This is a genomic window from Enhygromyxa salina, assembly GCF_002994615.1.
Classification (GTDB): domain Bacteria; phylum Myxococcota_A; class Polyangia; order Nannocystales; family Nannocystaceae; genus Plesiocystis; species Plesiocystis salina_A.
In genome coordinates this window covers 37,040-51,191 of record NZ_PVNK01000064.1, presented here as the reverse complement: position 1 = coordinate 51,191, position 14,152 = coordinate 37,040, and the positions used below count along the sequence as shown (strand labels likewise).

Here is a 14,152-nt window from a genome sequence, read left to right as displayed (position 1 = left end):
CGCGAGCTCGAATTACGCCAATCTAGCCAGTCTATCGGGGGTTCTGTGACTCTTGGCAGGTCGTTTTTTCTTGACGCAATCGTGGCCAAGCGCGATTCTCCATTGGTGATGCGCCGGTTTGCTTTCGTCCTTACACCTTGCTTGGTCCTCGGTCTGCTCGCGTGCGCCCCTGATCCACAAGAGCCCAACGCGTTCATGACTCAGGGCTACTCGACCCAACAGACCGGCGCAGACACGGACACCTCGGGCGACTCGGCCGAGTCGGGCGACTCGGCCGACACGGAGGTGCCCCAAGACCTGCCCAGCGGCGACGGCGACGGCGACGGCGACACGGACCCCGGCGACACCGGGACCGGCGACGGCGACGGCGACACGGGCCCGGGCGACGGCGACACGACCGGCAACCCGATCTGCGGCAACGGGCTCATCGACGACGGCGAGCAATGCGACGGCGGGAACCTCGGCGGCTTCACCTGCATGGACCTCGGCTACTCCGGCGGGACACTGGGCTGTGATCCGATCACCTGCACCTACGACGCCGCGGCCTGCGTGACCGACATGGACGGCGGCGGCGGCACCACCGGCTGAGTGACCCCGGTCTCCCGAATCCGCGAGACGACCGCGTCCGGGGGCCAAGGTCCCGTTTGAGCGACGAGCGACACAGGCGACGAGCGAGGCTCCTCGCCGGGCTGCCATGGCTGGCGCTCGTGCTGCTGTGTAGCTGCGTGTTCACGTGTACGGCGCCGGGGCGCATCAGCTACCCCGACGACGAGATCGTGTTCCAGACGACCCAGAGCCTGGTCGAGGATCACGATCTCACGATCGCCGGGATCCCCAAGCGGACCGGTGAGCGCGCCGACCGACAAAGCGGCACCTTCGGCTGGGCGCCGGGCCGCGACGGCCAGCGCTACGGCTTCTTCGGTCACGGCCTGTCGATCGTCGCAATGCCCCTTTACGCGCTCGCCAACGCGAGCGTCGACGAGGTCCCCAAGCTGTGGCGCTACGCCGTGCGCTCGGACCTGTTCACCTTCCACCGCCGGACCCACGAGGCCGACTGGCAGCGCCTGGTCGTGAGCCTGACCAACTGCTTGATCACGCCGCTCGCGGCCCTCGTGTTCGGGCTGTGGCTCCGGGTCCTCGGTCACGGACCGCGCGCGTCGCTGCTGACGGCCCTGATCTACGCGCTCGGGACCACCGCCTGGGCCTACGCCGGGACCCTGCTCAGCGAGCCCCTCAGCGCGCTCGTGCTGCTTGGATCGGCGCTCGAGATCAGCCGCTGGCGCGAGAGCTCCAAAGCTCGACACCTGTGGATCGCGGCGTTGCTGGCGGGGATCAGCGTCCATGTTCACGTGCTCAACTTCATCGCGCTCCCCTGCCTGCTCGGCTACGCCCTGGCGGGGTCCGGGTCGGGTTCGGGCTCGGGTTCAGGTTCGGGCTCGGGGCCCGAGCTCGCAGCCCACGATCACCGTCGGACCTGGCTGATCGCCCTGAGCCTCGGCGCCGCCGGCCTCCTGCTGCTCGGCTACTCGCAGTGGTGGCGCTTCGGCTCGCCCTTCGAGACCGGGCGCTTCGATCACTACGGCCACTGGGTCTGGCCCTTCGAGGGTCTGGCCACGATGTTGATCGCCCCGGGTCGCAGCTTGCTGTGGTACTCGCCGCCGCTGATCGTGGCCGGGCTGGCGTGGCCGGCCCTGCGCCGCCGCGACGCCGCGACGGCCTCCTTCGTGCTCGCCCTCGCGCTGACCCGGCTGGTGTTTGTCGCGTGCCGCAGCGACTGGCACGGCGGCTGGGCGATCGGTCCACGCTACCTCGTGCCGACGGTGCCCTTCTTGCTCGTGCCGCTCGCCGGCTGGCTCGAGCGCTGGTCGAGCCACGCCTGGCCCAAGCGCGCGGCGGCGCTGACCGTGCTCGGCGGGAGCGTGCCCCTCCAGGCCTGGCTGGCCAGCCACTCGGTGTTTCAGCTCTACTGGCAGCTCAATCAGGACTACGGCCGCGACCGCTACATGTCCGTGTCGGACTGGCGGCTCGAGGCGACCCCGGTGTTCAGCTTTTGGGCGCTGCAGCAGCCCGCGCTCGAGTTTTGGCGCGCGGGCAAGGCTCGCGCGGCCTGGACCGCGGCGCAGTTCGACACCCTCGGCTTCGGCGCCTGGCGGCTGAGCAAGGCGACCGAGGCCGACGGGCTGTGGCAGATCGCGCTCGGGCTCGGCGGCGTGGCGGTGCTCGCGGCCCTCGGCCTGGGCGGATGGTTACTCGGGCTGGCGAGGCGGCCTCGACGGACATGAGCCGCGGCGCTACGCTTGGGCCGTGCTCGAGCTCCCGCAGTGGTTCCACGAGCTGGCGACGATGACGACCCTGGTCGCGGCCGCCGTGTGGCTCATGGTTCGCTGGCTGCGTATCGGCAAGCCCGCGCAGGTCGGGTGCGCGCGCTGTGATCACAATCAAGCGAACTCGCTGGCGCCCGCGCGCGCCGCTGACCCAGACCGCGGCCTGCGCTCCCCGCGACTGCGTGTGATCCGTTGACCAAGGCCACCACGCGCCGGGCCAGCTTGCGCGTGGAGCTGATCGCGATGCTGGCGATCGTGCTGGTCATGGCCGTGGCCTCGCTCTCGTTCACGGCCGAGTGGCTGGGCCAGCGTCGCCACGACCAACAGGAGGTCGAGCGGCTCCAGACCCACGCGCGCGGGCTCGCGGTGCTCGCGTCGCGCTCGTTTCGCGGCGGCGACTTCCAGCCCGAGGCGCTCGACGAGCTCCTGCATGACTCCGCCGCCCAGCTCGGCGTGTCCTACGAGGTCCACCGCGTCCGCGGCGACGGCGAGCTCGAGGTCCTCGCCAGCGTCGGCGTCCACGCGGGCTTCGAGGCCTTGCCGACGCCCGCGACCGAGCTCGGCTCGCGCGTGGACGACGAGCTCCTCGACCGCTACCAGCTGCTGCTCATCGACGAGCCGATCCCGACCCGCGACAGCCAGCGCGTCAACTTGCGGATGATCGCCGAGCACTCGCCCTGGGCCTCGCGCCACGACTGGCGCGAGACGCTGATCGTCGCCGGGGGCGTGGGCCTGCTGCTGCTCGTGCTCGGCGGCCTCCTGCTCGAGCTCCAGGTGCTCCGGCCGATGCGCGCGCTCGAGCTCGCGGTCGCGCGCGTGGCCAAGGGTGAGCTCGACGTCGAGGCCCCGACCGACGGCCCCGCCGAGCTCGCCGAGCTCGCGCTCGCGTTCAACAACATGATCACCGCGCTGCGCGAGCACCAGTCGACGCTCGCGAGCCAGGGCGAGCGCCTCCAGCGATCCGAGCGCCTGGCCGCGATCGGTCGCCTCGCCGCCGGGGTCGCCCACGAGGTCGGCAACCCGCTCGCGGCGATCGTCGGCTACACCGAGCTGCTGCTCGACGAGCCCGCGCTCGCCGACGACGACCGCGATCTGCTCGAGCGGGTCCAGGCGCAGACCCAGCGGATTCAGGCCATCGTCGGCCAGCTCCTCGACTACTCGAAGCCGGCCAAGAAGCAGACCGTCGCGTTCTCGGCCGTCGCCCGGGCCCAGGAGGTCGTGTCGCTGCTGCGCGCCGACCCTCGCTGCGGCGGCGTCGCGCTCGAGGTCGCCGGCGATCCCGAGCTCGAGGCCCTCGCCGACCCGGGGCTGGTCGAGCAGATCCTGATCAACCTGGTGCTCAACGGCGCGCGCGCGGCCGCCGAGGGCGAGGCCGACGAGCCGCGGGTGCGGATCCGGGTCCGGGAGCTCGGGACCGAGCTGGCGATCGACGTGCGCGACAACGGCAAGGGTGTGCCCGACGACGTCCGCCCGCGCCTGTTCGAGCCCTTCTTCACCACTCGCGGCCCCGGGCAGGGCACGGGGCTCGGGCTCGCCGTCTCGCAGGGCCTGGCCGAGAGCATGGACGGGTCGCTCGAGCACCTCGACAGCGCCGACCCTGGCGCGGTGTTTCGGCTCCGGGTCCCCGCTCAGGGGCCGACGAGGTAGGCGCGGTTGAGGTCGTAGTCACCCCAGCCGGCCTCGATCGTGCTCGGATCGAGGCTGCCGGGCGCGCCCACGAACACAGGCGCCTGGTTCTCGGCCCAGCTGTCCCATATGAACGCGCCGTCAGCCCGGTAGACCTTGCCGTTGTCGAAGCCTTGCCAGGAGGTCCACCATTCGGCCTGACCCAAGAGCTCGGCATTGGCGAGGACCACCGCCCAGTTGCGCCTCGAGCTGCTCTGCGGCGGTCCGGGGAGCGGCTCGTCCATCATCTCGATGCTCTGGTCGTAGGTCGAGGACCCATCTTCGAACACCTCATAGACGTACGCAGTCGGCAGCGAGGTGAAGACCAGGACGGCGCTGCTGGAGCCGTTGAGCGGCGGCGTGTAGTGGACCGAGTCGAGGGGGAGGTCCGCGATCACTGCCCAGCGGTCGGCGATCGGCTCCGGCGGCTGCCAGGCCCCACCGACGCGTCGGTAGAAGAACCCGTCTGCGCCCCAGACCAGGAGCTGATCCCAGATCTCGAGGTAGTTCGTGGCCATGGGCTCGACGCTGCACGGCGGCGCGTTGGGTCCCGTCCACACGGCGTCGAGCGGCTGCGTGTCCCAGCTGTTGTTGTCGAGGTGGTGGACGTAGAGATTGCGATCGCAGACGTCGCCGTCGCCGGAGTCACCGTCGCCGTCGCCGTCGCCGGAGTCGCCGTCACCGTCGCCGGAGTCACCGTCGCCGTCGCCGGAGTCACCGTCGCCGGAGTCACCGTCGCCGGAGTCGCCGTCACCGTCGCCGTCGCCGTCGCCGACCGTGTCGCCGTCACCATCGCCGGAGTCGCCATCGCCGGAGGTCTCGGCGTCCTCGTTGTCGAGGGTCGAGAAGGTGTCGGTGCTGAGGGTCTCCTCGCCGGTCGAACACCCGACGAGGCACAAGGCGAGAACAGTGGCACGGCGATGCATGCCGGGAATCTACCTCACCTCGGATCGACCTCGGGCCATGGCGAACGCTCAGCTGTCGGTGTTGGCAGCCTCGGCGGCCTCGTCGGCTCGGCGCGCGTGCTCCATCAGCAGGTAGGTCATCGGGGTCGGATCGCCGGCGGGCGCGGGCATGTCGTGCTCGTCGGCCTGGGCGAACTCGAAGCTGCCGTTGGGCCAGTCGAGCAGCTCGAACACGCGGTCGTGCGCGTGCGCATAGTTGCCGAGGTTCTCGACCCCCGACAGCGCCCCGTTGACGATCTCGAGCACGGCCTGGTCTTGGCCGTTGTCGAGCAGCAGGCGGCCGCTGCGTTTCTCGGACTCGAGGAAGGACATCAAGCTGCCGAGCTTGACGTGGACGAGGTCGCCGCGCAGACCCTGGGCCTGGCTGGCGGCCGCGGCCGCGGCCGCGCTCGGGCGGTTCTGGTGGCGGGCGAGCACGCCCTGAAGGCGAGCGAGGACCTCCTCCGGTCCGGTGTCCTTGGACAGGAAGTCCTCGACGCCCATGCGGTAGGCCTGGAGGCGCGAGAGGTCGTCGGTCAGACGGGTGAAGAACACGAAGGGGATGTGGCTGAGCCGCTGGCGGGCCCGGGTCATGCGGAGGAAGGTCCAGCCGTCCATGACCGGCATCTCGACGTCGGACAGGATGATGTCGGGCGGCCGCTTGAGCGCGGCGGCGATCGCAACCAGGCCGTTCTCGGCCACGCGGACTCGCAGCCCGCGGTCGCGCAGCGCGTCGCCAAGCTCGATCCGGACGCCGACCGAGTCGTCGACCAGCAAGAGGTTGATCGGGCCGGTGGCCTCGGGCTCGGCTGCCTGCGCAGGCTCGGTCGAGATCGCCCCGCTCACGCAGCTCTCGAGCGCCTGGGTCTGCTCGGCCGAGAAGCCGACGAGCTGGACCTGGATCTCGTCGGTGTTGGCCTTGGACCCGAGCGTCGCGTAGGTCCCAGACGTTTGCTCCCGAGTCGTGCCCTTGATGTAGAGGACCTTCTCGTTGGGCAGCACGAGCTTGATGCGCACGTCCTGACCTGGACCTAGGCCCGTCTCACCAGGCAGCATCAGCACCCCCTTGCGGAGGTGGTCGCCGTACTCGACGAGAAAATCGTCGTAGGACTCGAACCCGATCTTGAAGATCGGTGGCTTGGCGCTCGGGGGCCCGGGCATTGGAACCGGTGGATCTTAGTGTGAAGCACACCGCGATCCAACCAATTGGTACGCCGCGTTGCTGACGATCTCGGCAATTCGCGCATCTCGGCGCCGCTCGGCGCGGGCGCCGGCGAGGCCGCGCAGGACCGGCCTGACAACCGGAATTGGACCAAAGGAGACGAGAAGGGCTTGGCGAGCGCCCGAACTGCTACATTTTGGTCCACGTGACCGAGCCCAGCCCACGGCAGGTGGCCTCGAGCCGTCCGGTCGACCCGATCCGCCCGCTCCGCCCGATCATGGTCGCGCTCGGCTGGGTCGTGCTCAGCTTGCTGTCGGTCGCCGTCACCGTGGTCGCGCTGGTCACCGCGTTCTCGCTCGCACACAGCGCCAACGAGGGCACGCACCCGGCGTGGCTGTGGCTGCTGGCGATCGCGCTGACCTTTGGCCTGCCCTTCGTGATCGCGGCCTGGAAGCACCACGACCGGCCCAAGCGCATCAAGGCCGTGATGGCCTGGCTGCCCGGGGTCTGGAACGCGAGCGCGATGATGATCGCGGTCTTGCTCGTCCCGGATCTGGTCGGAACCGCGCTTCGCAGCTGCGAGTGGGTTGTCCAGGGTCGCCTCGGTGACACGCACCCGGCGACGCGGGCGCTGAGCGCGTTCGGGCATGAGGCCGCCGACACGATCGACCCCGGCGGCGGAGAGTTTCCCGTGCCCGAGATCGAGAACACTCGGGTGGCCCTCGACGGCGACATCGTGGTGCCGTTCACGGAGCAGGGCGCGGCGATCTTCTTGTCGGTCGAGCTCGAGGGCGCGGACGGCCAGACCAAGCAGCTCGACTACCTGTTCGACACGGGTGCGTCGTACACGACGATCACGTCCGCGACCGCGCGCGAGCTCGGGATCGAGGTGCCCGACGACGCCCCGAGCCTCGAGTTCAACACCGCGAGCGGCCTGCGCGAGTCTCGGATGGTCCACCTCCCGGCCCTGAGCCTCGGCGGCACCCGGGTACCCGGCTTGCTGGTCTCGGTCTGCGACTCGTGCGCCACCGATCGGACCGGGGGCCTGCTCGGGCTCAACGTGATGCGCGAGTTCCTGGTCCAGATGGACTACCAGGGCAACCGCATGCGCCTGCTGCCGCGCATCCACGAGGGCCGGCCCAACCGCGCCTACGACATCGGGCCGATGCTGAGCATGCAGGTCGAGGGGCGGCCGGAGATCTGGCTCGGGCGCATCCGCTGGGTCGTGACCATGACCAACAACGGCAGCGTGGCGATCGAGGACGCCATGCCGCGGGTCGACTTCAAGGACGGGCCGCGGCTCTACGGCGAGCGGGTCGCGCGGATCGAGCCGGGGGAGACCGGGCGCTCGCTGCTGATCGGCCAGGTCGTGGAGGACGGCGAAGACACGGGCCCGGTCGAATTCACCCTGATGCTGGTCGAAGCGCACTGGTAGCAAGGCAGCGCGAACATGCTCATCTCTTGTCAACTCGCCCCGGCCTGGATCGCCGCTCGAGTCCTGACCCTCGCCTCGGCCCTCGGCCCGCCGGACCTCGGCGGCACCCCGGTCCCCGACGACGAGGGCGAGATCAACTGGCTGCTCGACGCGCCGTGGGCCAAGGTCGCGCTGCTGATCACCCTCGCGGTCGGGGTCATGATCCTGACCAACTCCTTGATGCGCAAGAAGAAGGGCGCCCGCGGTCTGCGGCGCAAGCCCGACTTCGACCTGCGCGTGGCCAAGCTCGAGGAGCTGCCGATCACGACGATCGCCGCGGCCAGGGCCGGCGAGGTCCACCTCGCCGGGGACCTGCGCGTCGGCGAGGGCGCGCTCGGTACCGGGGCGCACGCCTGCGTCTACCAAAACCGCGCCCGGTCTTCGCGGGCCACGGCGATCGCCGCCGAGCTGATCTTGCTCGAGGACGAGAGCGGCCTCGTCGGTCTCGAGCAGCTCGAAGACGCCCGGGTCATCGCGCCCAAGGAGGAGCGCGGCGCCCACGACACCATCGCGCTCTACGCTGGCGACCGCGTGGAGGTCGTCGGCGAGCTGATGATCTTCGACCAGCCCCAGACGGTGGCCGGGCAGCCTCTACGGGGCATGCTCGGGTCTCTCGGCCAGATCCAGGTCCGGGTGCTCGAGCGGCCCGAGCACGAAGACACCCGCCTGGCTCGACACCGGGCCCCAACCCGACGACTCTCCAACCCCGAGGCTTTCCCCTCGACCGACGACTTCGAATCCCAACCTGACGACACCGGGACACCATGAACACGCGCTCCTCTCACTCGACATGCCTCGGGCTCCTCGCCCTCGGCGCCCTGGTCCTGACCCCCGCCTGCAAAAAAGAACAAGAGACCACCAACCCCGACGAGGTCGAGACCGCCGCCGAGGGTGGTGACGAGACCCCCGAGGAGACCCCCGAGGTCGACGCGCTGCCCGAGCAGGAGCCCGACCCCGAGGAGATCGCCGCGCTCTACCAGCGCTACCTTCAGGGGGACTACGAGGCTGTCCGCCAGGAGGCCGACGCCCTGCGCGAGGGTCTGACCGCCGACACCCAGATCCGCGCCCGCGCGCTGGCCTCGTCGCTCGCCGCCCTGGCCGCGGCCGAGAGCGTGCCCGAAGACGGCAAGGCCACGTCAGAGCAGGCCGTGGCCGACGGCGAGCGCCTCGACGACGCCGAGGTCCGTCAGCTCGCGCTCATCGCCCACGCGACCTACCTCGTGCGCGTTCACGAGGCCGCCGCTGGCCAGGCCGAGCTCGAGAGCGCCCTCGAATTGGGCGGACCCTACGCCAGCCTCAATCAATTGATGCTGGCCGAGGCTCACCTGAACCAGGCCTTTGGTGTGGGTGAAGAAGACTCCCAGCTCAAGCACCCCGAGCGCCTCGACGACGCCAAGCTGGCCTACGAGGCCGCGATCGACGGCAGCACCCCCATCCTCGCGGGCCACGCCCACGAGGGCCTCGCCGCGATCGCAAAGTATCAGCGCGAGACCGAGCTGATCTGCGAGCACGCGCAAAAGGCCGAAGACGTTTACGCGGCCGAGGGCGCGACGGATTACATTCGCGAGGTCCCGTCGCTGCTCGCGAATGACGCGCGCTGCAAGGACTTCAAGAAGGCCGAGTAGCCTTCGCTTCGCGATGAAGAACAGCTCCGCCCCCATTTGGGGCGGAGCTGTTCGAGTTAAACGGGATTTGTGCGGTCCTACGCGTGGTCGGTCACGCGACGTCCGCCGAGCACGCGGCGCCGGGGTTTGCGGCGCAGGTCAAAGGAGTACCCATCTCCACGGAGCATGACGACAGCTCCGGCAATGAGCATGAGCGAACTGGCAACTGCAGCGATATTTCCGATGTTCGACATGAGTCGTTCCTGGTGTTGGCCCCAGGTAGTAGCGAATCCCACACCAACTCCCATCGCCCTACATAATTGAGCAAATTCAATCACTTGGGAGAGAGTCGCCAAACCCTCCTTGGTGGGGAGAATTCCCCGATGGCCACGAATGAAACCACCCCACCGGCCATAGCGCTATCCGTGCGCCTCGATGCCGCCGCGGTTGCGCGGGGGGAGCGGCCCCGGGTCAGCGTGAGCTGTTGAAGGTGTCGACCGCGAGCTTGCCGTTGCTCGCGAATTGCTTCTCTGCGGCCCGCGCCTCGGCCAGGCCCGAGGTCCGCAGCACCCACATGCGCTCGACCCCGGTGACCTGCTCGTTCTCGCGGGCGTGGATGTCGATGATGTTGTTGCCGGGCTGGAGCGGGACCTCGGCGGAGAACTCGAGCCGGCCCGTGGTCGGATCTTGCGAGGCCTCGTAGTAGACCTTCTCGGCGCTGCCGAACAGGTTGCGCGAGGGGTTGTAGACGGTGATGTAGACGTCGCGGACCTGCTCGCCGTCGACGGCGGTGCCGCTGACCGTGATCGTCTCGGCCGCGGTCTGACCGGCGATCCCGCTGCTCAGCTCGATCCGCGGGGGCGAGACCGCGTAGACGGCGGCGGCCTTGCCGGGCTTGCGCGGGGCGCTGCCGTCGAGCTCGACCTCGCTGTCTTTGACGTAGCCGAGCTGCCCCTTGCCGAGCTCGACTTGATGCCAGCCGTCCTTGGTCGAGCCGGTACAGGTGAAGCGCGCGCCGTCGCTGGCCTCGGCCACGACCGGCGCGCCGTCGCGGGGGCTGGCGTAGATCGTGGCCGAGCCCTTGGTCAGCGCGCCCTGCTTGGTGTCGTTGAACGCGAGCGGCGCGCTGATCGGGAACACGATCTCCTCGGTCACGTACTCGCCGATCTTGTTGTCGCTGACCGTGAGCTGGAGGTCGACCTCGCGGGTGGCCTTTTGGACCTCGAAGTCGAGGTCGACGTAGTCGGACTTGCCGACCGCGAGCGCGCCGATCTTGGCCCGGCCGTCGTGGAGGAAGACCGCGTCGCCCGAGCCATTGCGCATCTGCACGCGGGCGTCTTGGGCGTCGCCGGGGCCGGAGTTTTGGACCCACACGCGCAGGTGCACCCGCTCGCCGACCTGAAGCAGGCCGTCGCCGTTGCCGCTGATCTCCTTGTCGAGGCTCGGGTCGTCGAGGATCTGGTAGCCGTAGGCGAAGCCCGGGCGCGGGATGCCCTCGGCGGCGACGTCGATCCAGGTGCGCGCGTTTGGGGCCAGGGCCGCGCCGTGCTCCGAGAGCACGTCGAAGTCGATGCGATCGACGCGCGAGAGCTCGTGGGCCGAGACCGAGAGCTTGAGCGTGGCCTTCTTGGTTTCGCCCGGCTCGATCTTGCCGAACAGCAGCTCGCGCTCGTCGAAGTAGTTGTAGTCGCTGTCGGAGATCGCGCGGACCCGGTAGGCGGGGGCGTCGCCCGTGTTGGTCAGCTCGACCGTGAGCACGCCGTGCTCGCCGCCGCGGATCGTGTGGCCGGGCTTGTCGGTGGTCAGGCTGATCTCGAGGGTCGCCTGGGTTCCGGCCGCGGGCGCCTGGCCCTCGGACCAGTCGATGCCCTTGGTCGCGAGGCTCTTGGTGATCCGCGCGTCCTCGATCTGGGCCTGGGCGTCCATGAACTGGGGCAGCTTGGCTAGGATGTCGCTGCGCCGGGAGCTCGGCGCCCAGATCACGAGGTCCCGGGCCATGCGCAGCTCCGGGTCCTGAAGCAGAAGGTCGACGCGCTTGTCGGTGTTCTCCTCGAGCTCGACGCGGGTCGGCGCGTCGTTGCCGTCGGCGACCGAGCCCTGCTGGAGGAAGTACAGGGGCCCGGCGGTGATCGACTGGGCCGTGGCCTTGTTGCTCTCGAGGTGCGAGGACAGCGACTCCTCGCGGACCAGATCGAAGCGCTTGCGCCCGTAGTAGGCCAGGTACTCCTCGCCGACGAAGACCGGCACGGTCTCGAGGTCGGGGCTCACGCCGACCGACTGGATCGAGACGTCACCGGGGGTCAGGTACTGGGCGATCGTCAGCTTGAGCGCGAGCTCGGTGTCGGCCACGCGGCGGTCGTGCAGGACCTGGACCGAGCCCTTGCCGAAGGTCCGACGCCCGACGATCACGGCCCGGTCGAGGTTGCGCAGGGCGCCCGCGACGATCTCGGTTGCCGAGGCCGAGCCCTGATCGACGAGGACGACCAGGGGCACGTCGGCGACCTGGTAGCGGCCGTCGGCCTTGCTCTCGTCGCGCGGGGATGACTCGCCGACCGTGGCGACGATCGTGCCCGCGTCGAGGAACGCGTCGGCGACCTCGACCGCGGCGGTCAGGAGCCCGCCGGGGTTGTCGCGCATGTCGAGCACGATCCCGCTGACGCCGGCCTTCTCGAATTTGACGAGCTGGTCGCGGAGCTCCTTGCCCGTGGTCTGGGCGAAGTTGCGCGAGATCTGGACGAGGCCGATCTTGACCGGGTTACCCTGCTCGTCGACGCCCGGGAGGATCTCGCCGACGACGCTGTCGAGCTTGATGATCGCGCGCTCGATCGGGACGCGCTTGGGCTTCTCGAGCCCCTCGCGGCGGACGTAGACGATGATCTCGCTCCCGGCCGGACCGCGCATCAGGCCGACGGCCTCGTTGAGGGTCATCGTGACCGTGGACTCGTCGTCGATCTGGACGATGCGGTCGCCGGCCTTGAGCCCGGCCTTGCCCGCGGGGTTGCCCGGCAGCACCCGGATCACGGTGATCTCGCCCTCGCGGATGCCGACCTCGATGCCGAGGCCGCCGAAGTGGCCCGAGGTGTTGGTCCGCATGTCCTCGAAGGCCGCCGGGCGCAGGAGGTTGGTGTGCGGATCGAGGGTCGAGAGCACGCCCTCGACGATCGCGTACTCGGCCTCGCGCTGCTCGTCTTCGGACAGCGCGGTGTGATCGTTGATGAACGAGTACACCTCGCGGACCTGGGGCCCGACGGCCCACAGCGCGTCGGCGTCGGCCGAGAACTCGTGCTCGGTCGTGCCGACCCGGACCTTGACCTTGCCCTCGGCGGCCGGCTGGACCAGGACCTCGGGGATCGCGGCCTCGAGCGCCTCGAGCCCGGCCATGGCCATGGCTGAGGGATCCACGCGCTTGGACTCGACGTAATATTTGCTGACGTTCCACAGCGTCCAGTCGAGCACGCGCAGATCCGTGGGATCTTCGTCGGTCGTGAGCCGGGCGTGTTCGCGCAGATCCCCCCGTCCGGCCAGCGCGTCGGTGTCGCCGACCGCGGTCAGGCCGAGGGCGAGGGCCAGCGATCCAAACACGATCGCAGAGTTGGACCAGCTGCGTCGGACACGAGGGCGAGTACGCTTCGGCACCGCACCAGTCTAGGCCACCCATCGGCTCGGTTCCACGCGTAGATCCCGAGAGGTGTTGATCTGGGCCGAGTTTGGCGAGTTTGGCGGGGTTGGCGATCGCGGCGACCGAAACTGCGCGCGGTCAGATGCGGGGTCGGGCGGACTAGCTTCGTCCCCCGATGCACTCTGGCGTAGACTCCGCCCCGATGGGCAAGCGAAAGGCCAAGGCGGCAGACGCAAACCCGGAGACCTTGCCGGCCAAGCGCGGGCAGACGGCCCCGGCCGTCGTCGATCGACGGATCGTCGACAGCGAGATCATCGAGGGCGGCGAGGAGGCCGGCGACGAGGGCGAGGGCAAGGTCGAGGGCAAGGTCGAGGGCGACGAGGCCCTCGACGACGTCACCCCCGCGACCGACGAGGAGCTCGACGCGATCGAGGCCTCGCTGCGCGGCAAGCTCCCGCGGGCGGCGCCGGAGGGCACCCGGGCCCTGGCCCTGCGCGATCCGATGGCGGCCTACATGGCCGAGGTCCGGCGCTACCCGCTGCTGACCCGCGAAGAAGAGCACGAGCTCGCGGTCCAGTGGGTCGAGCACGGGAATCAGGACGCGGCCAAGCGCCTCGTGACCTCCAACTTGCGCCTCGTCGTCAAGATCGCCAACGAGTATCGGCGCGGCTACCAGAACCTGCTCGACCTCGTGCAAGAGGGCAACGTCGGCCTGATGAAGGCCGTACAGAAGTTCGACCCCCACCGCGGCGTCAAGCTCTCGACCTACTCCGGCTGGTGGATCCGCGCCTACGTGCTCAAGCACATCCTCAACAACTGGCGCCTGGTCAAGATCGGCACGACCCAAAACCAGCGCAAGCTGTTCTTCAACCTCCGCAAGCAGCGCGACGCGCTGATCCGGGCGGGCGTCGATCCCACGGCCGAGAACATCGCCAAGGAGCTCGACGTCTCGACCGCCGAGGTCGTCGAGATGCAAAAGCGCATGTCGGCCCCCGACGCCTCGCTCAACGCGCCGCTGCGCTCCGACGACGAGGGCGGCGGGCGCACGCGCATGGATCTACTCGAGGACGACGGCGGCGGGCCCGAGGACGCCGTCTCGGGCGACCAGTTCAAGCGCCTGCTCCACGACAAGCTCCGGGCCTTCGGCTCGACCCTCAGCGGGCGCGAGGCCGAGATCTTCACGGATCGACTGGTGTCCGACGAGCCCGTGACCCTGCAGCAGCTCGGCGAGCGCTGGGGCGTCAGCCGCGAGCGCGCGCGGCAGGTCGAGAAGCGCATGGTCCTGCGCCTGCGTGGGTTCTTGCAGGAGGAGCTCGGCGACGCCGTGCAGATCGCCCTGGGACAAGAGTAGGGTGGGGCT

General features: G+C 69.7%; 11 protein-coding genes. 8 read left to right on the top strand and 3 right to left on the bottom strand.

Annotated elements, in window-relative coordinates; genetic code table 11:
- Positions 1 to 141 precede the first annotated feature (141 nt).
- From ENSA5_RS05800 to ENSA5_RS05785, 4 genes are all read left to right on the top strand, one after another.
- Positions 142 to 588, top strand: coding sequence for a hypothetical protein (locus ENSA5_RS05800; protein ID WP_106390619.1), 447 nt, complete (start codon positions 142 to 144; stop codon positions 586 to 588).
- Positions 589 to 707: 119 nt separating this feature from the next.
- Complete coding sequence (locus tag ENSA5_RS05795; protein WP_106390617.1) at positions 708 to 2,282, top strand: hypothetical protein; 1,575 nt, start codon at positions 708 to 710, stop codon at positions 2,280 to 2,282.
- 22 nt (positions 2,283 to 2,304) lie between these two features.
- Positions 2,305 to 2,520, top strand: a complete 216-nt coding sequence (locus tag ENSA5_RS05790; RefSeq protein WP_106390615.1) for an ammonium transporter — start codon at positions 2,305 to 2,307, stop codon at positions 2,518 to 2,520.
- Complete coding sequence (locus ENSA5_RS05785; RefSeq protein ID WP_106390613.1) at positions 2,517 to 3,971, top strand: sensor histidine kinase; 1,455 nt, start codon at positions 2,517 to 2,519, stop codon at positions 3,969 to 3,971. The genes ENSA5_RS05790 and ENSA5_RS05785 overlap by 4 nt, the downstream gene beginning before the upstream one ends.
- Here the strand turns inward: ENSA5_RS05785 and ENSA5_RS37095 are convergent.
- Positions 3,953 to 4,915 (bottom strand): hypothetical protein, encoded by a 963-nt coding sequence (locus ENSA5_RS37095; RefSeq protein WP_181197412.1) that lies wholly within the window; start codon positions 4,913 to 4,915, stop codon positions 3,953 to 3,955. The genes ENSA5_RS05785 and ENSA5_RS37095 overlap by 19 nt on opposite strands.
- Before the next feature lie 48 nt (positions 4,916 to 4,963).
- Entirely contained in the window at positions 4,964 to 6,094 is a 1,131-nt protein-coding gene (locus ENSA5_RS05770; protein ID WP_106390609.1) for a response regulator, read from the bottom strand.
- A 206-nt stretch (positions 6,095 to 6,300) separates the two neighbouring features.
- On the opposite strand from ENSA5_RS05770, the gene ENSA5_RS05765 reads away from it, so the two are divergent.
- From ENSA5_RS05765 to ENSA5_RS05755, 3 genes are read left to right on the top strand one after another with little or no spacing between them, the layout of a single operon-like run.
- On the top strand, positions 6,301 to 7,530 hold the full coding sequence (locus tag ENSA5_RS05765; protein WP_146155368.1) for a retropepsin-like aspartic protease family protein: 1,230 nt from the start codon (positions 6,301 to 6,303) through the stop codon (positions 7,528 to 7,530).
- Positions 7,531 to 7,545: 15 nt separating this feature from the next.
- Positions 7,546 to 8,337, top strand: coding sequence for a hypothetical protein (locus ENSA5_RS05760; protein WP_106390607.1), 792 nt, complete (start codon positions 7,546 to 7,548; stop codon positions 8,335 to 8,337).
- Positions 8,334 to 9,194, top strand: coding sequence for a hypothetical protein (locus tag ENSA5_RS05755; RefSeq protein ID WP_106390606.1), 861 nt, complete (start codon positions 8,334 to 8,336; stop codon positions 9,192 to 9,194). Before ENSA5_RS05760 ends, ENSA5_RS05755 begins: the two co-directional genes overlap by 4 nt.
- Positions 9,195 to 9,644: 450 nt before the next feature.
- On the opposite strand, the gene ENSA5_RS05750 is transcribed toward ENSA5_RS05755, so the two are convergent.
- The gene (locus tag ENSA5_RS05750) at positions 9,645 to 12,809 is read right to left on the bottom strand and encodes an MXAN_5808 family serine peptidase (RefSeq protein ID WP_106390604.1); all 3,165 of its coding nucleotides are present in this window, start codon (positions 12,807 to 12,809) and stop codon (positions 9,645 to 9,647) included.
- 185 nt (positions 12,810 to 12,994) lie between these two features.
- On the opposite strand from ENSA5_RS05750, the gene ENSA5_RS05745 reads away from it, so the two are divergent.
- Entirely contained in the window at positions 12,995 to 14,143 is a 1,149-nt protein-coding gene (locus ENSA5_RS05745; protein ID WP_106390602.1) for an RNA polymerase factor sigma-32, read from the top strand.
- Positions 14,144 to 14,152 lie beyond the last annotated feature (9 nt).

Coding starts and splice junctions, on each gene's coding strand:
- ENSA5_RS05770 (WP_106390609.1), bottom strand. CDS start 6,094: ATGCCCGGGCCCCCGAGCGCCAAGCCACCGATCTTCAAGATCGGGTTC.
- ENSA5_RS05745 (WP_106390602.1), top strand. CDS start 12,995: ATGGGCAAGCGAAAGGCCAAGGCGGCAGACGCAAACCCGGAGACCTTG.
- ENSA5_RS37095 (WP_181197412.1), bottom strand. CDS start 4,915: ATGCATCGCCGTGCCACTGTTCTCGCCTTGTGCCTCGTCGGGTGTTCG.
- ENSA5_RS05760 (WP_106390607.1), top strand. CDS start 7,546: ATGCTCATCTCTTGTCAACTCGCCCCGGCCTGGATCGCCGCTCGAGTC.
- ENSA5_RS05755 (WP_106390606.1), top strand. CDS start 8,334: ATGAACACGCGCTCCTCTCACTCGACATGCCTCGGGCTCCTCGCCCTC.